Source organism: uncultured Dokdonia sp. (assembly GCF_947496725.1).
Classification (GTDB): domain Bacteria; phylum Bacteroidota; class Bacteroidia; order Flavobacteriales; family Flavobacteriaceae; genus Dokdonia.
Genome location: NZ_CANMDS010000004.1, coordinates 353,357 through 373,992, shown reverse-complemented (window position 1 = coordinate 373,992; position 20,636 = coordinate 353,357). Strand labels below are relative to the sequence as shown.

Annotated in this window: 20 protein-coding genes and 1 pseudogene; 11 read left to right on the top strand and 10 right to left on the bottom strand. The window is 38.7% G+C overall.

Going from position 1 to position 20,636, the window contains the following annotated elements; translation table 11 throughout:
- Positions 1 to 5 precede the first annotated feature (5 nt).
- Genes Q0948_RS11110 through Q0948_RS11095 form a run of 4 tightly spaced genes read right to left on the bottom strand, consistent with a single transcriptional unit; the run spans position 6 to position 4,926 of the window.
- Positions 6 to 821, bottom strand: a complete 816-nt coding sequence (locus Q0948_RS11110) for a polysaccharide pyruvyl transferase family protein (protein ID WP_298352417.1) — start codon at positions 819 to 821, stop codon at positions 6 to 8.
- Positions 821 to 1,693, bottom strand: a complete 873-nt coding sequence (locus Q0948_RS11105) for an ABC transporter permease (protein ID WP_298352414.1) — start codon at positions 1,691 to 1,693, stop codon at positions 821 to 823. Before Q0948_RS11105 ends, Q0948_RS11110 begins: the two co-directional genes overlap by 1 nt.
- A gap of 5 nt (positions 1,694 to 1,698) precedes the next feature.
- Positions 1,699 to 4,137 carry a tyrosine-protein kinase gene (locus Q0948_RS11100; protein ID WP_298352411.1) on the bottom strand — a complete coding sequence of 813 codons (2,439 nt, stop codon included), beginning with the start codon at positions 4,135 to 4,137 and terminating at the stop codon, positions 1,699 to 1,701.
- Positions 4,138 to 4,140: 3 nt separating this feature from the next.
- The gene (locus tag Q0948_RS11095) at positions 4,141 to 4,926 is read right to left on the bottom strand and encodes a polysaccharide biosynthesis/export family protein (protein ID WP_298352408.1); all 786 of its coding nucleotides are present in this window, start codon (positions 4,924 to 4,926) and stop codon (positions 4,141 to 4,143) included.
- Positions 4,927 to 5,194: 268 nt separating this feature from the next.
- On the opposite strand from Q0948_RS11095, the gene Q0948_RS11090 reads away from it, so the two are divergent.
- The 9 genes and pseudogenes from Q0948_RS11090 (at position 5,195) to Q0948_RS11050 (ending at position 14,411) form a co-directional block, all read left to right on the top strand.
- Positions 5,195 to 7,114 carry an ABC-F family ATP-binding cassette domain-containing protein gene (locus Q0948_RS11090; RefSeq protein ID WP_298352552.1) on the top strand — a complete coding sequence of 640 codons (1,920 nt, stop codon included), beginning with the start codon at positions 5,195 to 5,197 and terminating at the stop codon, positions 7,112 to 7,114.
- A 46-nt stretch (positions 7,115 to 7,160) separates the two neighbouring features.
- Positions 7,161 to 7,820 (top strand): annotated as a pseudogene (locus tag Q0948_RS14950) (class I SAM-dependent methyltransferase); the annotation flags it as partial.
- Positions 7,821 to 7,946 carry a hypothetical protein gene (locus Q0948_RS11080; protein WP_298352404.1) on the top strand — a complete coding sequence of 42 codons (126 nt, stop codon included), beginning with the start codon at positions 7,821 to 7,823 and terminating at the stop codon, positions 7,944 to 7,946.
- A gap of 125 nt (positions 7,947 to 8,071) precedes the next feature.
- Positions 8,072 to 8,761 (top strand): ABC transporter ATP-binding protein, encoded by a 690-nt coding sequence (locus Q0948_RS11075; protein ID WP_298352400.1) that lies wholly within the window; start codon positions 8,072 to 8,074, stop codon positions 8,759 to 8,761.
- A gap of 124 nt (positions 8,762 to 8,885) precedes the next feature.
- Complete coding sequence (locus tag Q0948_RS11070) at positions 8,886 to 9,074, top strand: hypothetical protein (protein WP_298352397.1); 189 nt, start codon at positions 8,886 to 8,888, stop codon at positions 9,072 to 9,074.
- Between the two features lie 21 nt (positions 9,075 to 9,095).
- On the top strand, positions 9,096 to 9,671 hold the full coding sequence (locus Q0948_RS11065; protein WP_035328013.1) for a cob(I)yrinic acid a,c-diamide adenosyltransferase: 576 nt from the start codon (positions 9,096 to 9,098) through the stop codon (positions 9,669 to 9,671).
- A 176-nt stretch (positions 9,672 to 9,847) separates the two neighbouring features.
- Entirely contained in the window at positions 9,848 to 10,069 is a 222-nt protein-coding gene (locus Q0948_RS11060) for a DUF2795 domain-containing protein (RefSeq protein ID WP_013751528.1), read from the top strand.
- A 95-nt stretch (positions 10,070 to 10,164) separates the two neighbouring features.
- Positions 10,165 to 13,527 (top strand): preprotein translocase subunit SecA, encoded by a 3,363-nt coding sequence (gene secA, locus Q0948_RS11055; protein WP_298352389.1) that lies wholly within the window; start codon positions 10,165 to 10,167, stop codon positions 13,525 to 13,527.
- A gap of 65 nt (positions 13,528 to 13,592) precedes the next feature.
- Complete coding sequence (locus tag Q0948_RS11050; RefSeq protein WP_298352387.1) at positions 13,593 to 14,411, top strand: Cof-type HAD-IIB family hydrolase; 819 nt, start codon at positions 13,593 to 13,595, stop codon at positions 14,409 to 14,411.
- Here the strand turns inward: Q0948_RS11050 and Q0948_RS11045 are convergent.
- The 4 genes from Q0948_RS11045 to Q0948_RS11030 form a co-directional block, all read right to left on the bottom strand.
- Positions 14,383 to 15,066, bottom strand: a complete 684-nt coding sequence (locus Q0948_RS11045) for a peptidoglycan DD-metalloendopeptidase family protein (RefSeq protein ID WP_298352384.1) — start codon at positions 15,064 to 15,066, stop codon at positions 14,383 to 14,385. The genes Q0948_RS11050 and Q0948_RS11045 overlap by 29 nt on opposite strands.
- Positions 15,067 to 15,156: 90 nt before the next feature.
- Complete coding sequence (locus Q0948_RS11040; protein WP_298352381.1) at positions 15,157 to 16,863, bottom strand: hypothetical protein; 1,707 nt, start codon at positions 16,861 to 16,863, stop codon at positions 15,157 to 15,159.
- 1 nt (position 16,864) lies between these two features.
- Positions 16,865 to 17,470, bottom strand: a complete 606-nt coding sequence (locus Q0948_RS11035; RefSeq protein ID WP_038600036.1) for a hypothetical protein — start codon at positions 17,468 to 17,470, stop codon at positions 16,865 to 16,867.
- On the bottom strand, positions 17,454 to 17,999 hold the full coding sequence (locus Q0948_RS11030) for an RNA polymerase sigma factor (protein ID WP_035327995.1): 546 nt from the start codon (positions 17,997 to 17,999) through the stop codon (positions 17,454 to 17,456). Before Q0948_RS11030 ends, Q0948_RS11035 begins: the two co-directional genes overlap by 17 nt.
- A gap of 209 nt (positions 18,000 to 18,208) precedes the next feature.
- Between Q0948_RS11030 and Q0948_RS11025 the strand changes: the two genes are divergently transcribed.
- On the top strand, positions 18,209 to 18,676 hold the full coding sequence (locus tag Q0948_RS11025) for a DUF2383 domain-containing protein (protein WP_298352373.1): 468 nt from the start codon (positions 18,209 to 18,211) through the stop codon (positions 18,674 to 18,676).
- 98 nt (positions 18,677 to 18,774) lie between these two features.
- Complete coding sequence (meaB, locus tag Q0948_RS11020; protein ID WP_298352370.1) at positions 18,775 to 19,821, top strand: methylmalonyl Co-A mutase-associated GTPase MeaB; 1,047 nt, start codon at positions 18,775 to 18,777, stop codon at positions 19,819 to 19,821.
- Between the two features lie 8 nt (positions 19,822 to 19,829).
- On the opposite strand, the gene Q0948_RS11015 is transcribed toward meaB, so the two are convergent.
- Both Q0948_RS11015 and Q0948_RS11010 read right to left on the bottom strand, forming a co-directional pair.
- Positions 19,830 to 20,393, bottom strand: coding sequence for a phosphatase PAP2 family protein (locus tag Q0948_RS11015; protein ID WP_298352367.1), 564 nt, complete (start codon positions 20,391 to 20,393; stop codon positions 19,830 to 19,832).
- 3 nt (positions 20,394 to 20,396) lie between these two features.
- Positions 20,397 to 20,627, bottom strand: a complete 231-nt coding sequence (locus tag Q0948_RS11010) for a hypothetical protein (RefSeq protein ID WP_038600020.1) — start codon at positions 20,625 to 20,627, stop codon at positions 20,397 to 20,399.
- Positions 20,628 to 20,636 lie beyond the last annotated feature (9 nt).

Genomic DNA, 20,636 nt, shown 5'->3' with positions numbered 1-20,636 from the left:
TAAGTCTATTTAAAAGGGCAAACCTCAATAAGTTGTCTTTGAATTTCTTGTATTTTTTCTAAAGAAGGTAAAGATTCCTTATGATTTTTTACAAGCATAATTAATTCTTCTTCTTTAAGAGCCACTTCCATAGGTAAAGGTTGATAAGGTTTTAAGTTTACAGACATAAAGTAATCGTGATACTTAACGCCATCCCCTAGAATTTTATCAGACAAACGTATTTGAATAGCAGGAATTTGATAAGCGTGAGACACTATGAGTCCGTGTAGTGAAGACGACAATATGAACTCACAAGACAATAGGTCTCTAGTAGTTTTTTCAATATCATTTGTCATAAAATCAATCACTAAAATATCTTTGTCCTTCACATATAAATCGAGAGTTCTATTATAATCGTTTATATGAGGTACGATACCTACTTTAAATATCTTATCAACTTTAGGGTTAAAATAAGATGGTAATAATAATGCTGGGTCACCATAAACTTCTGGACAAGTATAGTTGAGTTCTTGTAAACGCTTTCGCGAAAGCGGACCTCTTACTGCTAAAAAATGTGCATTAGCAACTTGAGAATCTTTGGCTATTATACCACTTCCCCACACAGTACAATGCGCTCCTATATGCTCTAAAATACTACCCACTGTCACATACAAGGGTTTCCAAAAGTTTTTTAAATAAAATCTATTAGCTCTTAGCCACTGTACTTCTTTACCAGAAATCTTTTCAACTAGATACTTCCCGATAAGGTCACCATAATTTTCCTTCTTCTTCTTTTGAATATGAACCTCACTCCACCAATACAATCTAATTTTATCTTTCATTACACTGTATCTATAAAATTGCGCTCGGTACGATTAAAAATTATAAGCCCTACCAGAAAACATATGACGCCTATTAAAAGACTTATTCCCATCATAGCAAAATTGACTTGTGCCGTACCCAAGAGCAAATTTCTATATAACTCAATCGTTTGTGCTATAGGATTATACTCTATGAGCCAATAATACTCTGGCAACTTTGCTCGCATCTCTTCTAGAGGATACATAACCCCGCTTACATACATAAGTAGGTTTATACCAAAGGATACTAATATGGTCAAATCTCGATACTTTGTCGTAAGTGCACTCAAAATCATCCCAACTCCCAGACCTATGAGTGCCATATTAAAGACTAACAACAGACTCAATATAAAGAATGGAGAGGGTGCTATATCTACACCTTTATAGAAAACAAAATAGAGGTAAAATAAAACAAAGATCAATACCTGAATACTATACTTAAAGAGGCCAGAAATAACCCTTGAAGCCGGCACTATAAACCTAGGAAAGTATACTTTTCCAAAAAGCCCAGCATTTGCCGTAAAGGTTGTGCTACTTGTAGTAAGACACTCCTTAAAATAATTCCATAAGGTTATACCAGCTAGGTTGAATAAAAAAGCAGGAACCGCACCAGTACTCACGTTACCTATATTATTAAAAATAAGCGTAAAAACAATACTGGTAAACAATGGCTGAATCAAGAACCATAGCGGGCCAAGTATAGTCTGTTTATAAACTGTAACGATATCACGCTTAACAAAAAGCACGAGGAGATCTCTATAACTCCAAATCTCTTTAAAGTTAAGATCAATAAGTTTGCCTTTAGGCTTAATTTCATAAAGCCAACTATCTTCTGTTATCGTATTACGGCTCATAAATCTTAGTTGCGCCTAGTAAACAGCTTTTTAAACCTGCCTAAGATACCCGTAGGTGCATCATCCTCGTGGTAGCCATTATTATAAGTCCCGTAACCATAGCCATAACCGTAACCATATTTTCGTTTTTGCTGGAAATAGTTAAGTACAAAACTTATGTGTGTTACCTCTTCTCTTTGATACTTCTCATTAACAAGACCTAGCATATCCTTACGAGTATAACCTTGACGTACCATATATAGAGAAGCATCTGCATAAGGCATCAGTTCAAATGCATCAGATACTAACCCTAATGGTGGCGTGTCAAATACAATATAATCATACTCTTGTTTAAGAGTATCAATAAACTCACCCATAGCATCACTTATGATAAGTTCAGAAGGGTTAGGCGGGATAGGCCCAGAAAGAATAACGTCTAGATGATTAATACCAGATTTCTGCTTTACCTCATCCAGCGTAGCATCGCCTATCAAGTAATTAACTACACCTTTATCATTTTCTAACTCAAAATCGTCAAATATTTTAGGCTTCCTTAAATCGAGTCCTACCAGTACTGTTTTCTTTTCGCTTAAAGCGAAAACCGAAGCAAGATTCATTGAAGTAAATGTCTTTCCTTCACCACTTACACTAGAAGTTACTAAAACCGTTTTTGCTCCCTCCACACCACGCTTCTTATACATAAACTGCAACCCAGATCGCAACCCTCTAAAAGCCTCTGCCATTGCAGAACGTGGATAATCTCTCACAACAAGACCAGAGGAACGCTTACTCTTCCCTATTGTGCCTAAAATAGGAATACTAGAGCGTTTCTTGACATCTTCTGGAGTTCCTACTTTTGTGTCTAAAAAGAAGATAATAAGCACAAATGCAATGGGAATTACCATACCAAATACGCCTGCTAGTACCTTGTTTAGTTTTGTATTAGGACCTATAGGCCCCTTCCCAACATCTTTTGCTCTATCTATAAATAGAATATCAGATACATTTGAGGCTTTTATAATCTCTGCCTCGCTACGTTTTTCTGTATACAGGTTATAGGCTTCTTGACTTATTGTAAAGCGTCTTTGTATTTCTGCCAGTTCTTGTTCTTCTTTTGGAAACTGTTTTAATTTTCCTTGAGCCTGCCCTATCTGTCTATTAAGATTAGATATTTGTGCTTTGATTAACCGGTTACTTGACTTTATATTTTCAAAAAGAACCTCTTTTTCGGCATCTATACGTCTGTCTAAATCTCTAAAAGCAGGGTTACCCTCCTTTGCTGTGTAGGCTAGGTTACTACGCTGTAATGCTAGTTGTACAATATTTGCCACCCCAGCGGTAATGCTACCTTCATCTATAAGAGATACAGAGGGAGCAGGCACATTTGTATAATCTGTACGTGTGCGTAGGTAATCTTCTAGTTGCTTGTAATAGACTAGCTGTCGTGACAGACCGTCTTTCTCATTATCAAGGTCTTGTAAAGCAATACTTATTTGCTCTGCACCACCAGAAAGTGTCACAGCACTATTTTTATTTTGAAACTTATTAAGATCTTCTAAGGCTTTATCAAGGTCTACATTGCTTGTTTTAAGACTGCTATCTATATACTTTATGGTCTTTGTTGCAAATAGATTTTTCTGCCTTAGTTGTTCTTCTGTACGCACTTGTACACTAGCATTTAAGTAATCTATTAAGCGTTTTTTATTTGTGCCTACCAGGCTTAATTCTAGTGTAGAGCTCCCTCGCGGAGTTTGAGTTACTCCTATACCTCTATATCTTCCTGCGGTACCATTAAAATTGCCTAGACTTACAAAATACTCTTGCCCTTCTTGAGGATAAACATCTGTAGGCAATAAAGTTGCTTTTAAAAATGGGGTATTGATAGTATCTCCTAGTTGAAATACTTCATCATAGTCCGTATTAGGAGCTGTAATTGATGAGGGTTTAAGCGTTGAATAATTAAACAAAGGGGCTGTACCACCCGTAAAAGGAATCTTCACCCTTACGTTTCCATTACCTTCATCTATAAAGGTCATACGCTTACCGTATAACTGCGGGAATGAGTCATTGAGTTTTAAAGTAAATGGTGTGTAACCATATACATCTTCTATATTGTACTTGCCTTGCCTTTGGTAATTGGTGTAAAATTGTAAATACTGTACCACTCGCTCTGCGTGTGTACGTGATTTAAGCATTATAATACTAGTCTGGACCTTATCTGTAGTTCCTCCCCAGTTAAATACGAGACTGGTATTACCCCCAAACATTTGGTTTTGATCATCTTTAATGGAGATCAAGCTGGTCTCTCTATAAATTGGGACTTTGCGCACATTGATATAGCGAGCTATAGAAAATGTGATGGCTAGACATATTAAAAACAGCCACCAGTAACTAAGTAATCTATATAAGAAGCCCTTAAAATCAAAAAAACTTCCAGAACTCTGTGGGTCAAACTCTTCTTCCATCTTCTATCGTGTTGCTAGTAAAATAACAGAAGCTAGTGTTGTGACTAGTCCCAGTATGGTGGTAAAGGCCTGTAAGCCGGTAGTACCTATCCCTATCGCTTTTTGTGGCAATGGGTTTACGGTAATAATATCGTTAGGTTGTATGTAGTAATAAGGTGACTGCATTACATCTATTTGAGTCAGGTTTATGTGATGCACGCGTTGTCCCCCCGGGTACTGTCTTATAATGAGTACATCTGTAAGATCTCCCGTTATAGGTACTCCACCAGCGTTTGCTATGGCTTCTAGTATAGTCACTTTTTCGGCGAGTACATTTTGTGTTCCTGAGCTCCCTATTTCTCCTACTAGCGTGTATCTTATACCTGGTAGCTTTACCGTAACAAACAGATCTGCTTCGTCTTTTATATAATCTGCTAGTAATCGTTGCTCTATAATCTCACGTATTTCTTCAGTTGTTCTGCCTAGTACGTTTATCTCTCCTAGTTCTGGCACACGTATATTACCGTGAGTATCTATAGCAAAACCATCGTAATAAAAACCCTCGTTAAGCGATACACCCTCTTCTCCAGATGGATTAAAAAACTCAACAAGTTGCTGGTCTAGTGCTTTGAGACGTATACTTAATATATCACCTACTTGAACTCTGTACGGAGGTTGCTGTTGTTGTAGCGAGACTATACTATCTGTAGCAGTCTCATTTTCTTGAAGATATGTGATATCCTTGAGAGGTACACAAGATGCTGTACTCGCCATAATCACGAGTATCAATAATAATAATGGGTATCTCATTTAAGTTGTGTTAGGCTCACAAATATAGACTTTCATCGATAAAAATAAAACTTTCATAGAGAGGTGTGCATTTCATCGCTTAAAATTTTCAAAAAAAGTATCAATAATCGGCGAGAGAGCATCTCGTAAAACGCTATAGTTCTTTTGGGAAGCCTTATTTTTGCTTTCGCGAAAGCGTAAAAAAAAACCTTTATCATATTTATAGTTTACAGATTTACACTGTGCTATATCATAAAAGATGCAGCATACCGCATCCACACAACACACAATGAACTACCTCTCTGTAGAAAACGTATCAAAATCATTTGGTGAACGCCACCTTTTTAAAGACATCGCTTTTGGAATTAATAAGGACCAAAAAATAGGTTTTGTTGCCAAAAACGGTACAGGTAAAACCTCGCTCCTTAATATCATTGCTGGTCTTGAATCGCCAGATGATGGGCAGGTCGTGAGCAGAAAGGGTATCACCATCTCTTTCTTACCACAAGAACCAGACTTAGACCCAAGCCTTACGATAGAAGAAACCATATTTGCAGGAGATAACCCTATACTTAAAACCATTGCAAACTATGAGAAGGCACTTCTTCATATGGAAGAGGCAGATGCTTATCAAAAAGCCTTTGATGCTATGGAGGCAGCACAAGCTTGGGATTTTGAGACGCAGTATAAACAGATTCTCTTTAAGCTTAAGCTAGACGACCTAGGTCGTAAGGTTGAGTTACTAAGTGGTGGACAAAAGAAGCGCCTCGCACTTGCCCAGATGATGCTTACTAAACCTGATCTGGCTATTCTAGATGAACCTACTAACCACCTTGACCTAGAGATGATAGAGTGGCTCGAGGATTATTTTAGAACAGAAAACATCACGCTTTTTATGGTTACACACGACCGTTACTTTTTAGAAAACGTGTGTAATGAGATTGTAGAGCTAGAAAATGGAAAACTCTATAACTATAAAGGTAACTATGCTTACTATCTAGAGAACAAAGATGCTCGAGTTGCTGCCTGGGAGGCAGAAACGGGTAAAGCAAAACAGCTATATAAAAAAGAACTGGAGTGGATGCGCCGCCAGCCTAAAGCTCGTACCACAAAGTCAAAATCTCGTATAGACGACTTTGCAGAGATAAAATCACGTGCACACGAGCGCCGCAATGATCACACCGTACAGCTAGAGATTAATATGGAGCGTATGGGGAGTAAAATCCTTGAGTTTCATAATGTAGGTAAATCATACGGAGATCTCACCTTACTCAACAAGTTTGAGTATGTTTTTAAAACGGGTGAGCGTGTAGGTATCATAGGTAAAAATGGTACTGGTAAAACTACATTTCTTAATATAATGACCGGTGCACTACCTCCAGATTCTGGAAAAGTGATTGTGGGCGACACGGTAAAATTTGGTTATTACACTCAGAAAGGAATCGCCATAAAAGAGGGTCAGAAGGTGATAGATGTTATAAAGGAGTTTGGAGATCACATCCCTCTTAAAAAAGGACGTACCATCTCTGCTGGACAACTATTAGAACGTTTCTTGTTTGACCGCAAGAAGCAGTATGACTTTGTAGAGCGACTAAGTGGTGGGGAGCGCAAGCGACTCTATTTGTGTACCGTTTTTATTCAGAATCCTAACTTTTTAATTCTAGATGAGCCTACAAATGATCTAGACGTAGTAACGCTCAACGTGCTTGAACAATTTCTATTAGACTTCCCGGGATGTCTAGTGGTGGTTTCTCACGACCGTTACTTTATGGATAAAATAGTAGACCACCTCTTTGTTTTTAAAGGAGATGCCGTGGTAGAAAACTTCCCGGGTAACTACTCAGACTTTAGAGCATACGAGGGTGGGATAAGTAACGCTTTCGCGAAAGCAGAAAAAGAACAAGCACAGCTAGAAAACAAGCAAAAATTTGAAGCATCTGTTACTCAAACAGCAAGTGACACCAAAAGCTGGAAAGAAAAACAGCACAAAGGAGCACTCTCTTTTAATGAGCAAAAGGAGCACGCAAAACTAGAACGTGAGATTGCAAAGCTAGAGAGGCAAAAGGAAGAAAAACAAAAAGTGTTTTTAAATCCTGATCTCTCTCAAGATGAGATCACAGAAGAGAGCATAAAACTTCAAAAAATAATAGACGACATAGAGACAAAAGAAGAACGCTGGTTTGAACTGAGCTCAAAAATGGAAGAGTAACCCCTACCCAAACACCTGTAAACCCTCTGTTTTAAAAACACTAGTTATCGCAAATAATAATAGTTTACATACTGCGCTTGCTTACATAAAATGGCTCCCTAAAACCTTTCACCTGCACGGGATACACTCCCCTTTTATATTTAAACTAGAAAAGGAAGTATTACGGGGAAAGAGTGATCCTAGCATCTCACAACAGCTATATGCCTATAAAAAGTCATTACTAGATAACCAGCAAACCATCACAGTAACAGATTATGGTGCTGGCTCACGCGTATTTAAATCTGCCGAAAGAAAGATAAAGGACATCGCCACCTATGCTGGAGCAACTCATAAACGTATTTTATTACTCCAGCGCCTTATTGCCTACTTTCAGCCTCAAGAGGTACTAGAACTAGGTACTTCACTAGGTATTGCGACTGCAGCACTAGCTATAAAAAGTAATGCCCAAGTTACAAGTATAGAAGGCTGCCCTCAGACGGCTCAAATAGCACAGCAAGAGCTGGATAATGCCGGTATAAAAAACGTAAAAATTTGCGTAGGCGACTTTACTACAGAGCTAGATAACCACATTAAGAAGAATTTTGACTTCATATATTTTGATGGTAATCACGCCAAAGACGCTACTATAAACTATGTAAATAAACTTCTAGTTACTGTTAACGATGAGAGTGTATGGGTTTTTGACGACATACACTGGTCGCAAGAAATGACAGAAGCCTGGGAGTATATAAAAGCACTACCACAAGTAACTGCTACGGTAGATGCATTTTATTTTGGAATGGTATTTTTTAGACCCAAACAAGCCAAAGAAGATTTTTACATAAAGTTATAATCGAGGATAATCTATACAATTATAACTGTGGTTAAATCAAGCATCTTTACATCTTACTTACATTTTTAAGTAAATTGTGTAACAAATTGTGTGTAACATCTTCTAATAGCAAACTAAACACATCTATGGGTAACCTCATTAAAATAAGAAACATCATACGTGACTTCCCTCTAGGAAACGAAATTGTACACGTACTTAAAGGTATAGATCTAGATATAGACAAGGGCGAGTATGTAGCATTTATGGGACCTTCTGGGTCTGGTAAATCTACATTAATGAATCTCTTAGGGTGTCTTGACACACCTACAGCAGGATCTTATGTTCTTAATGGCAGAGATGTAAGCCAGATGAGTGATGATGAGCTTGCAGATGTACGTAATACAGAGATAGGTTTTGTTTTTCAAACATTTAACCTACTACCGAGAACAACAGCTTTAGATAATGTCGCACTGCCTATGGTATATGCTGGATTATCAAAATCTGCTCGTAATAAAAGAGCCGAAGAGGTTCTTACAGATGTGGGCCTTGCAGACCGTATGGATCATAAGCCTAACCAGCTCTCTGGAGGACAGCGCCAGCGTGTAGCCGTAGGTCGTGCACTTGTAAATAAACCGTCTATCATACTTGCAGATGAGCCTACGGGTAACTTAGACTCAAAAACAGGGGTTGAGATTATGGCACTCTTTGACGCTATACACGCAGCAGGTAATACAGTGATCCTGGTTACACACGAAGAAGATATTGCAGAGCACGCGCATAGAGTAATACGCCTTAGAGATGGAGTTATAGAGAGCGATTTGAAAAATAAAAAGTAACTAGATCCTACTCAAAAAAACTATTTAAAACGCCACTTGCTGGCGTTTTTTTGTTTTACATACTTACCACTTTTCAAAGAAGAATCATATCCTTTTTTTTATCTTCACGACACAATAACAAACTATGGACTTTTTTAACAACCTCTCTCCTATCACACAGATACTTGTAAGTATCATAGGGGTTGCCGTTTTATTCTTACTAGTTTTTGCAAATACAAAACGTAATACCACAAAGCAACGTGGGAGAAGAACGCGCAACTTTAATGAAGGTTTTCAAAAAAAACGCAAGGAAAGAGAAAAAGAACAACAATAACAGCATACAACTTCATCACAAATGAAAGTATACACAAAAACTGGTGACGCCGGTACTACAGCCTTATTTGGCGGCACGCGAGTCCCAAAACATCATATAAGAATAGACAGCTATGGTACTGTAGATGAACTCAACTCATTTATAGGGCTCATACGTGATCAAGAGATTGATGTGCGTAGCAAGGAGATTCTTATACATATTCAAAACAAACTCTTTACCGTAGGTGCTGTACTCGCTACAGACCCAGAAAAGATGATTCTCAAAAATGGCAAAGAGCGCCTCAATATCCCAAAAATTAATGAAGAAGATATTGAACTACTGGAAAATGAAATAGATAAGATGGAAACAGAACTTCCACCTATGACGCATTTTGTACTTCCTGGAGGTCACACCACCGTGTCACATTGTCACGTAGCACGTACTGTATGCAGGCGCGCAGAGCGTTTGGCAACAGCGCTTTACGAGCTAGAGCCGTTTGACAAGCATACACTTAAATACCTTAACCGCCTTTCTGACTACCTATTTGTGCTGGCACGAAAGTTGTCTAAAGACTTACAAGCAGATGAGGTAAAATGGATACCTACCAAGCTAGATTAAGAGTACCGAATACAGAAAACAATTATTGAGAGGTATCTCGCTTTCGCGAAAGCGTAATTATACTCTCTACAAGGTCTGAAAGCCACGTTCTTACATTTATTTTGAAATAATCTTCAATTCACTTGCATTTCTGCTTAGAAAAATTATTTTTGCACAAATTAAAAAACACAAATGCTATGTACTGGACACTTGAACTAGCTTCTTACCTAAGTGACGCGCCTTGGCCTGCTACTAAAGATGAGTTGATCGATTATGCGATTAGAACTGGAGCACCACTTGAAGTTGTAGAAAATCTACAAGCTATCGAAGACGAAGGTGATTCTTATGATTCTATCGAAGAGATCTGGCCAGACTATCCCTCAGACGAGGATTATCTCTGGAACGAAGACGAATATTAAATATATACCCGTTAAAACACTAAAAAGTCTCTCTATGAGGCTTTTTTTTTGATTAAATTTACGGGTTCAAAATTGACACAAAACAACACCATATTATGGGATTTTTAGATAGTGTATTAAAAATTTTTGTAGGCGATAAGTCTAAACAAGATGTAGGAGCAATTACTCCTATCGTTGAAAAAATTAAAGCACACGAAGCAGCATTAGCAAAGTTATCACTAGATGGCTTAAGAGATAAAACCACTGAGTTTAAAGCTACTCTAGCTGCTGCTCTTAAAGAAAATACAGAAGCTACCGAAGCACTCAAAACAAAAGCAGAAGCTACCGAAGATATAGATGAGCGTGAAGACGTTTACCTAGCCATAGATAAGCTTAAAGACGAGGCTTACGAGATTTCTGAAAAAACACTTACAGAAATACTTCCAGAAGCATTTGCCGTTGTAAAAGAAACTGCAAAGCGATTTACTAATAACACAGCACTTGAGGTAACAGCCTCAGAGTATGATCGCTTACTTAGTGGGACAAAAGATTATGTAACACTAGAAGGTGATAAAGCCATCTGGTCAAATAGCTGGGATGCTGCTGGTAAAGAAGTAACCTGGGATATGATACACTATGACGTACAGCTCATAGGTGGTGTGGCAATGCACCAAGGTAAAATAGCAGAGATGCAAACAGGTGAAGGTAAAACACTCGTGGCGACGCTACCTGTTTACCTTAACGCACTTACTGGTAATGGTGTACACCTTGTAACGGTAAATGATTACCTAGCTAAGCGTGATAGCGCGTGGATGGCTCCTTTATTCCAGTTTCACGGGATGACTATAGATTGTATAGATTATCACAGACCTAACAGTCCTGAGCGTCGTGCAGCATATGCGGCAGATATTACATATGGTACAAATAACGAATTTGGTTTTGACTACCTACGTGATAATATGTCTCATAAACCAGAAGATCTAGTACAACGCCCACATAACTATGCGATTGTAGATGAGGTAGATTCTGTACTTGTAGATGATGCTCGTACACCACTTATTATATCTGGACCTGTACCTAAAGGTGATGTGCACGAGTTTAATGATCTTAAACCACAAATAGAGAAGATTGTAAACCTACAGCGCCAGGAGCTCGTAAAAGTTTTACCAGAAGCAAAAAAACTTATTGCTGCAGGTGACACAAAAGAAGGTGGTAAACAACTCTTACGAGTATACCGTGGGTTACCTAAAAATAAAGCCCTCATAAAATACTTGAGTGAAGAAGGAATACGCCAGTTATTACAAAAGACGGAGAACTTCTATATGCAAGACAATAATCGTGAAATGCATCAAATAGATGAGGCACTATACTTCACGATAGATGAAAAGAACAATCAGATTGAACTTACAGACAGAGGTATAGAAACACTTTCTGGTAAAGACAATCCAGATTTCTTTACAATGCCAGAGATAGGTCTTGAGATAGGAAAAATAGAAGCAAAAGGATTATCACCAGAAGAAGAAGCTACAGAAAAGGAAGAACTCTTTAAAGATTTTGGAATCAAGTCTGAGCGTATTCACACAATGAACCAGCTGCTTAAAGCATACACGTTATTTGAAAAAGATACCGAGTATGTTGTGATGGAAAATAAGGTGATGATTGTAGATGAGCAAACCGGTCGTATTATGGATGGTCGTCGTTATAGTGACGGTCTGCACCAAGCGATTGAGGCAAAAGAAAATGTAAAAATTGAAGATGCTACACAAACTTTTGCAACAGTAACGCTTCAAAACTACTTCCGTATGTATCGCAAGCTATCTGGTATGACAGGTACAGCGGTTACAGAGGCTGGAGAATTCTGGGAGATTTACAAACTAGACGTAGTAGAAATACCTACTAACCGCCCTATTGCAAGAAAAGATAAAGATGACTTAGTTTACAAAACGAAGCGCGAGAAGTATAATGCCGTTATAGATGAAGTTACAGAACTTTCAAAATCTGGACGTCCAGTCTTGATAGGTACAACTTCTGTAGAGATATCAGAATTACTAGGTAAAATGCTTACCCTTCGTAAAATACCTCATAACGTACTTAACGCAAAGCTACATAAACGCGAGGCAGACATCGTTGCAGAGGCTGGTAACCCTGGAGTGGTAACCATTGCAACAAATATGGCAGGTCGTGGTACAGATATTAAGTTATCTGACGAGGTAAAGGCAGCCGGTGGTCTTGCCATAATAGGTACAGAGCGTCACGACTCACGCCGTGTAGACAGACAGTTACGTGGTCGTTCTGGACGTCAAGGAGATCCAGGAAGCTCACAGTTTTATGTATCGCTTGAGGATAACCTAATGCGTTTATTTGGGTCTGAGCGTATTGCAAAGATGATGGATAGAATGGGGCTCAAAGAAGGAGAAGTGATACAACACGGTATGATTTCAAAATCTATAGAGCGCGCACAGAAAAAAGTAGAAGAAAACAACTTTGGAGTACGTAAGAACTTACTTGAGTATGATGATGTGATGAATATGCAACGTGAGGTTGTATATAAGCGTCGTCGTCACGCACTATATGGAGAGCGTTTACGTGTAGACCTTGCAAATATGATCTATGACACCTCTGAGGTAATTGTAGAGTCAAACAAGCAAGCACAAGACTTTAAGAACTTTGAGTTTGAGCTCATTCGTTATTTCTCTATGACGAGCCCAGTAAGCGAGAGCGACTTTAACAGTAAGTCTGCAAAAGATCTTACAGACCTCATTTACAAAGCAGCTTTTGATCACTATAAAGAAAAGATGACTAAGAATGCAGACCTTGCCTTCCCTATCATCAAGAGAGTGTATGAAGATCCTAATGCAAAGTTTGAGCGTATCGTGGTACCATTTACAGATGGTACAAAAGAGCTACGTGTAGTTACAAATCTTAAAGAAGCTTACGACTCAGACGGTAAGCAACTCGTGACAGATTTTGAAAAGAACATCACACTTGCCATTATAGATGACGCTTGGAAAACACACCTTCGTAAGATGGATGAGCTTAAGCAAAGTGTACGCCTTGCTGTACACGAGCAAAAAGATCCATTATTAATCTATAAGTTTGAAGCATTTGAGCTTTTCAAAAAGATGATTGATAAGGTTAATAAAGAGGTGATTTCATTCCTATTTAAAGGAGAGATTCCTCAAGGTAACCAAGAGCAGGTGAGCGATGCATCACAAATACGTGAGCGCCGTGAAGAAACGCAAACTCAAAAGGAAGAAATTCCTAATATGGATGAGCGTTCTGCACAGGCTAGAGCTGCTGGTAATACACAACCACAGCAACAACAGGTTACAGAAACGATTGTAAGATCTCAACCTAAAATAGGTCGTAACGACCGTGTTACTATTAAAAATGTAATAAATGGTGAGACAAAAGAAGTAAAGTACAAACAGGCTGAACCACTTATTGCAAAAGGACAATGGGTGATTGTAAACAGCTAGATTGTTTTAATAATTTTCTACTTAAGGCGGCTCTCTTTTGAGGCCGCCTTATTATTTTTATAGCTATGACAGATTCCATACAGCTTTTATGTTCAGATATAGACGGTACGTTACTCAATGCAGACCGATGGTTGAGTGATGCTACTATTTCCGCTTTCGCGAAAGCGGGATTACCCCTCATACTAGCTTCCTCACGCCCACCACAAGCTATGCGCTACTTGCAAGAAGGGCTGGGCAATCTAGGTGAAGCACTTATTGCCTTTAATGGAGGACTTATTATAGGAAAGGATGGAACTATAATAGAAAATAATAGCTACGACACGCAAGTACTGTCTACCCTTATCCCACATCATACAAAACATTCTTACAACTTAAGTATTTATAGCAACCAGCACTGGTTTACAGACCAAGAAGATGAATGGAGCTTACGCGAAATAAACAACACAAGAGCTACTCCTATCTATCAAGCGGCTAGTGAAAGTCTTGACTTTCTAAATAACAAAAAGCTAGGCATACACAAACTAATGTGTATGGGAGCCCCAGAAGAACTTGATAGTCTAGTTGCATTACTAGAACCACTCTATAGTGATAAAGTTCACCTTTACAGATCTAAAGACACCTACCTTGAGATTACCCCAAAATATATAGACAAAGCAAAGGCGCTAGCGGTCTTATTAAAAAAGGAACATAACTTTGGGCTAGAGGCTGTAATGGCTTTTGGCGATAATCATAATGATGATGAGCTTATACGTCGCGTAGGTAAAGGTGTTGCTGTACAGAATGCTACTCCTACTCTAAAATCACTAGCAGATTATACGAGCGCTTTTACAAATAAAGAAGATGCTGTCGCAAAGGCTATTCATAAATTTTTAATAGCAGATTAGGGTCTGGGCAATTCTTTTTATAAAACTCAAGATCATTTTGGCTTCCTACACCAGGATAGTCACCCTCTTTACCTTGCATATCTATAACTATCTGAAAGTGTAGATGAGGCGCATAATCACCATTTACATCTGGAGTACCTAGAGTGGCAATTACTTCGCCAGCTTTCACCTTTTGACCAATCTTTTTATTATGCAAAGATGCTACACTTAAGTGACCATATAGCGTGTGAAACTCTTGTCCGTCTATGGTGTGCTTTACAATAAGCGTAGGTCCATAATCACCAAAATTTTTATTGTGCTTAAAGCTATGTATCTCTCCATCTAGCGGGGTCACAATACTTTCTCCTGCGTTGCACCACAAATCTACACCAAGATGAATATTGCGCTTGTCTCCCGGATCTTGTGCCTGAAAATAATCTGATCTATCATAGAGAGGTCGTTTCTCTAGATAACCGCCGTAGGCTACCTTAGAACCACTTATCTTAAGATACAGCTGTAAGAACTTATGATGATCATAAGGTCTTGTAAGGAGCTCAACATCTAGCTCATTATTTGACGTAGATAAATCTAGCGGATAGAAGTCTTCTTTTTGAAAAGGAGTGTGGAGAGGAGATGTAAATTCTTTTGTAAGCGCACTAAAAAAACTAGTATCCATTGGTTGTTATTTGTTGCCTAAAAATACAACTTCAATACAAAACACAAAAAGCAGCCATAGCTGCACAATAATTTAGTATGTAATCGCTGTTTATTGCAATACTACGTCACTATACTTAGCATTAATCGTAATGGTATTACCAGTACTTCTAGATTTATGAAACCCATTTACCATCTCTGTAGATCCGTTTTTCATAGACTGTGTCTCGAGTTGCTTAGGGATAAAGAAGTCATTATGATCACCACTGTAACTAAAGTTAAATGCCGCCTGTGGTAATTTTAAAGCGAGGTCGCTATTTTCTAAAAATAAAGTAAGCGTCCCAAAGTTATCACTCACTTGAGGGATTGACAACTTACCAAATGACCCAGATATCATACCAGAACCATCTAGACGATTAATGTGTACGTTACTAGAGTTAGACGTGACTTTAATGTCTGTAGCTGTGTTTATATCACAATCTTTAACGTGATTAGTCACGAGAGTTCCTTTGTTCCAGTTTGTGATGGTTACAGGGCTGTAAGAAACATCGATGGAGGTGTTTCTTCCATCGATGGTTGTGGCAGCAAGACTACCGTGTGAGATAACCGCTTTTGCATTATAAGCATCTGCCATTTTTACTTTACCGTAACGTACATTAAGATCTAGCTCTGCACGCTTAGGCATTTTTATGATAATAACACGTTTTACGTTTCGGTTAGACTTTTTTGATGAAGCCTTATCAGAATCATAATTAAGGCTGTAGTGGCTACTTCTATTTCCGTTTTCATCTCTTGTATGAGTTTCTTCCCACTCACCTTCGTGCTCTTCTGCCCATTTTTCCATTTTCTTGCCGAAGTTTTCTCCCCACTTCTCCATATCTTTTCCAAAAGACTCTCCCCACTTCTCCATAGACTTTCCGAAATTTTCACCAAAGTTTTCACCCCACTTCTCCATAGATTTACCAAAGTTCTCACCCCAGTCTTCCATTCTCTCTCCAAAATCTTCTCCCCAGGCCTCAACATCTTCAAGCCAGCTATCTACCTCACGTACACTTACTCTCGTACCGTACTTTCGGTTTAACTTATTTACGTAAGCTTGCTTGTCTTTTTCATACTCATCACTATCAAAAGTGATATTTCCTTTGCTATTAAAAGGCCATTTTGGGATGCCAGATTGCTCTATAAGGCGCTCGCTCCAGTCTTCAGACCTTTGCTCTGCTTCTTTCTCCCACTTCTCCATTTTACGCTCAAACTCAGGGCCAAAACTCTTATCCATCTCACGCTCCCATCGCTTTATGTAAGCTCTACCTTCTCTTTTATATGCCTCGTGGTCAAATTTCATTTTCCCCATTTCTTCATAATACTCATCTGGAAGTCTTGCTCCAGAGATACCTTCTAGCAGCGGCCCTACAAGGCCATTCATCACAGGCTCAACAATACTAAGTGATTGCCCTATAATTTCTCCTAGATCAAGATCTAGGTGTACGTTATCTAGATCACTTATATCATAAACTTTTGAATCTCCATAACCTCCTTTACTTGTAACTCGTACCTGGTTACTATTACCACTCACGTCAAGATCCCAAGACCTTGCTGCTTCACTTGCATTTGCTCCCTCTACATATGCCTCTATTGCGACTTCATTTTTGTTCCAGGTTTCAAAAATCACATCTGCATAACGTGTGTCTACATCTATCTGCACGTCTTTGTTTACAGAAAAGCGCTCGTTTAACTTTGTTTTTTTAGCCTGCGCAAATACGCTCCCAGATGCTACAAATAGTAACATCATCACTGGCCATAATATCTTATACTGTTTCATCTTATACCGTTTGAATGGCTGCTTCTTGTTGAGCAGCGTTTTTCATTTCTTTAAGTTTTGCTTTGAGTTTTATCATAAGCTCCACACGCAATTTTAAGTTTTCTATCATTGCGTTTACCATCTCTTCACTTACACCACTTTCGGTAATCTCACGATTGAGACTTTTATACTCTGCATCAAGATCTGACAGCTGTTTCATAAAAGCATCTATAAGCTCTTTATTATCATCTGTTATCTCAAGGCGGGCAATCTCTAGGTTTACACTAGCGAGGTAGTAATCTTCTACTTTTTTAAATTCTGGTGATATAGCACTTAATAAGATTTCTGGTTCTACCGTTTCTGTATTTTCTGGGGTAGCTTGTACTATGGGTGCGTCTTCCGCTTTCGCGAAAGCGTTATTATACACCATCATTACAATACCACCAGCTACAATAAGTACGGCTGCTATCTTCATCCATAAAAATATACCGCCTTTAGGCTTTGAAGGTTTCTGCTCTTCTGGCATACGCTCTTCAAGTAATTGCTCAAAACGTGATAAGTGGCCTTCTCGCAGCTGCTCTTGCTCACCGCTCTCGCTCTTGATAAGCTCTCTAATATCCTGTGCCATAATTAAGGGTCTTTAAGTGTTGTTGAAGCTTCTTCTTACCGCGGTGCACCAGCGTTCTAGAAGCGACTTCTGTAATCTGTAATATCTCTGAGATCTCCTGGTGATCGTATCCCTCTATTAAAAATAGCATAAGAGGATACTCATATCGCTCAGGAAGCTCACTGATGGTTTTCTTAATGTGGTCTACGGTTACTCCATCTGCCACATTCCAATCATTATCATCATCTACCTTGCCCATTACTTCCTCATTAAGTGGGATAAGTGTTGCTTTTTTTGCCTTAATCATATCGAGACTTTTATTAATCACGATGCGCTTAAGCCAGGCTCCAAAGGTGACTTCTCCCGTAAACTGATGAAGCTTTGCAAAGGCATTTATAAAGCCCTCGTGCATTGCCTCTTCTGCCTCAAATGCATTTTTCAAAAATCTAAAGGCTACGCAATACATACCATCACAGTATTTATTGTACAGCTGCAGCTGTGCCTTTCTATCATTTGCCTTGCATTTTTGTATGAGATCACTAACTAGCAAAATGGATGGTTGGTTTTGATTGGTTTATTATTGCTATTCTTCTTAAAGACGAGGTCTTTTTTGCAATGTTGCAAAAAGTTTTATTTTTTTTGAGTTAACAACCCATTAAGATACTACTAGATTATAAATAAACTATTCATAATTTTTAAGTAATAATGAAGTAAGACTATTTTAAATACCGCGACTAGTCTATATTTGAAGCTCAGTATATGAATCACCTCGATATTGCATATGAAAATCTTAACGACCTGCTAGACGAATGCTTCTGGGCAGAGCGTCGCTATTTTAATGCTGCAGAAGAAATTGAGATTACAGAGTACAAAAGATTTCTAGCTAAGGAAAGCGTAAGCCGTAATAAGTTTTGTCACAAGATAGTATCCCGAATGGCAGAAGAAGGTATCACGCCAAACAGGCTAGATATTGTAAAGGGTAGTGCAGATCGTGACTGGCTAGATGTAACAGCAGCTATGGAGCATAAAACACCTACAAACATTGTGGGCGCGTGTATGATTCAAGACGAGATGGTACTCATACTCCTCAAACGTCTTATAGATGACAGCTGGTTACCCGTACATATACTAGAAGTGCTTGTACCTATGGAGTTCCAGATAAAGCAATCACACGCAGATCTTACAAAGCTTAAAGCCAAGGTTAAAAAGAAGTACAAAGACTCATAACTCTAGTTTTACTTCTTTACACTTGGCAGTTCTTTTAGGGATAAAACGCAGCTCTTAAACTCACATAATTATGAAGAAAGTAGTAATTTGGTACTTCTGTGAGTAAAGATGCTACACATATTAACAAGAGTATTAATCCTGCGTTTTACAAGACTCGTAAAAGGCAAAAAACTATAAATACTCAAGAGCTAGCAACTGCTATTGCTCAAGGAGATATCACGGCACTCTCTCAAGGCATCACTCTCATTGAGAGCACCGTACAATCACATCAAGATAAAGGACAACATCTTATAGAAGCTTGCCTAAGTAAGGCTAATAAATCTGTAAGGATAGGTATTACCGGCGTGCCTGGCGTGGGTAAGAGTACTTTTATAGAAACCTTTGGCAACCATCTTACTTCACAAGGACATAAAGTTGCCGTACTAGCGGTAGACCCTACAAGCTCAGTCTCCCACGGTAGTATTCTAGGTGATAAAACTAGAATGTATACACTGGCTCAAAACCCTAAAGCTTATATACGTCCCAGCGCATCAGGAAAATCTCTGGGAGGTGTAGCTCGTAAAACACGAGAAGCCATCATCCTTTGTGAGGCTGCAGGTTATGACGTGATTATAATCGAAACGGTGGGTGTAGGTCAGAGCGAGACCATCGTACACTCTATGGTAGACTTCTTTTTGCTACTCAAACTAGCTGGGGCTGGTGATGAGTTACAAGGCATTAAAAGAGGTATTATTGAGATGGCAGATGCCATTGTGATCAATAAAGCAGACGGTGGTAATACAAAAGCTGCAAAGCTGGCTAAGACCGCTTTCGCGAAAGCGTTACACCTCTTCCCTCCTAAACCCAGCAACTGGACACCAAAGGTTACAACCTGTAGCGCGCTAGAAAACACGGGGATTGAAGAAGTATGGAAACTCATATCTGATTATACCTCAACAACCAAAAAATCAACTTACTTTAAAACAAAAAGAGCCGAGCAAAATAAATTCTGGCTACTACAAACTATAGAAAATAAGCTTAAAGACGCCTTTTATGCAAATGACAAGGTGGTTGGTAAACTAGATGCTGTCTTATCTAAAGTGGCTCAAGGAGAAGTTTCTCCCTTTATAGCAGCACAGCAATTGCTAGACATCGCAAGTAAGTAATAGTCTAACTACTTATCATATTTCACAATCAAAAACTGCTGCAATTTATAAAGACCATAGCCTATGGCTGCTCCTATAATCCACCCAGTAAGTACATCGCCAGGATAATGTACTCCCACATAAATGCGGCTATAACCCACTACCGCAGACCAAAAAAGCAAAAAGAAAATCAAATTCTTATAACTACGCCTAAGCGCTAGACCTGCAAAAACGGCAACAGCCATACTATTACCAGCGTGTGCAGAATAGTATCCGTAACGACCACAGCGCTCTGCAATGTATCTTATGGTCGTTTCAAAAGCGGCAACTCTACACGGTCTTGGTCTCATAAAACCGTGCTTAAAAGCATTTGCGAGCTGGTCTACCCCAGTAATGAGTAATGCTACGCATACCACAGTAATGAGTGTACCCTTCATCCCGTACTGCTTGTAAATAAAGAAAAGTAAGAGCGCATATAAGGGTATAGAGCTAAGCTTATTTGTTACAATAAGCCAGAACTGATCCCAGGTGGTACTACCCAGACCGTTTAAGAATAAAAAAAGCTCTTGATCATATTGTACGAGTTGCTCCATTATCTACTCGTTCTCAAATTTTTCCATTTCGGCGTCGTACCACTCTGTAGCTTCCTTTATAGCATTTTCGGTCTCTGAGGCAAGCTCATCTTCGTCTTGACGGTCAAACTCTTCAAACCACTCTATCTCATCAATAGTGAGATCTATTATAAAACGAGGAAACTCTGTATGAATCACAAAAATATGATCAGAAAAATCTGAATTATCACCTAGTAAGAACTTTGGTACTGTCATAATTATCTA

Coding starts and splice junctions, on each gene's coding strand:
- Q0948_RS11110 (WP_298352417.1), bottom strand. CDS start 821: ATGAAAGATAAAATTAGATTGTATTGGTGGAGTGAGGTTCATATTCAA.
- Q0948_RS11105 (WP_298352414.1), bottom strand. CDS start 1,693: ATGAGCCGTAATACGATAACAGAAGATAGTTGGCTTTATGAAATTAAG.
- Q0948_RS11100 (WP_298352411.1), bottom strand. CDS start 4,137: ATGGAAGAAGAGTTTGACCCACAGAGTTCTGGAAGTTTTTTTGATTTT.
- Q0948_RS11095 (WP_298352408.1), bottom strand. CDS start 4,926: ATGAGATACCCATTATTATTATTGATACTCGTGATTATGGCGAGTACA.
- Q0948_RS11090 (WP_298352552.1), top strand. CDS start 5,195: ATGAACTACCTCTCTGTAGAAAACGTATCAAAATCATTTGGTGAACGC.
- Q0948_RS11080 (WP_298352404.1), top strand. CDS start 7,821: ATGACAGAAGCCTGGGAGTATATAAAAGCACTACCACAAGTAACTGCT.
- Q0948_RS11075 (WP_298352400.1), top strand. CDS start 8,072: ATGGGTAACCTCATTAAAATAAGAAACATCATACGTGACTTCCCTCTA.
- Q0948_RS11070 (WP_298352397.1), top strand. CDS start 8,886: ATGGACTTTTTTAACAACCTCTCTCCTATCACACAGATACTTGTAAGT.
- Q0948_RS11065 (WP_035328013.1), top strand. CDS start 9,096: ATGAAAGTATACACAAAAACTGGTGACGCCGGTACTACAGCCTTATTT.
- Q0948_RS11060 (WP_013751528.1), top strand. CDS start 9,848: ATGTACTGGACACTTGAACTAGCTTCTTACCTAAGTGACGCGCCTTGG.
- secA (WP_298352389.1), top strand. CDS start 10,165: ATGGGATTTTTAGATAGTGTATTAAAAATTTTTGTAGGCGATAAGTCT.
- Q0948_RS11050 (WP_298352387.1), top strand. CDS start 13,593: ATGACAGATTCCATACAGCTTTTATGTTCAGATATAGACGGTACGTTA.
- Q0948_RS11045 (WP_298352384.1), bottom strand. CDS start 15,066: ATGGATACTAGTTTTTTTAGTGCGCTTACAAAAGAATTTACATCTCCT.
- Q0948_RS11040 (WP_298352381.1), bottom strand. CDS start 16,863: ATGAAACAGTATAAGATATTATGGCCAGTGATGATGTTACTATTTGTA.
- Q0948_RS11035 (WP_038600036.1), bottom strand. CDS start 17,470: ATGGCACAGGATATTAGAGAGCTTATCAAGAGCGAGAGCGGTGAGCAA.
- Q0948_RS11025 (WP_298352373.1), top strand. CDS start 18,209: ATGAATCACCTCGATATTGCATATGAAAATCTTAACGACCTGCTAGAC.
- Q0948_RS11015 (WP_298352367.1), bottom strand. CDS start 20,393: ATGGAGCAACTCGTACAATATGATCAAGAGCTTTTTTTATTCTTAAAC.
- Q0948_RS11010 (WP_038600020.1), bottom strand. CDS start 20,627: ATGACAGTACCAAAGTTCTTACTAGGTGATAATTCAGATTTTTCTGAT.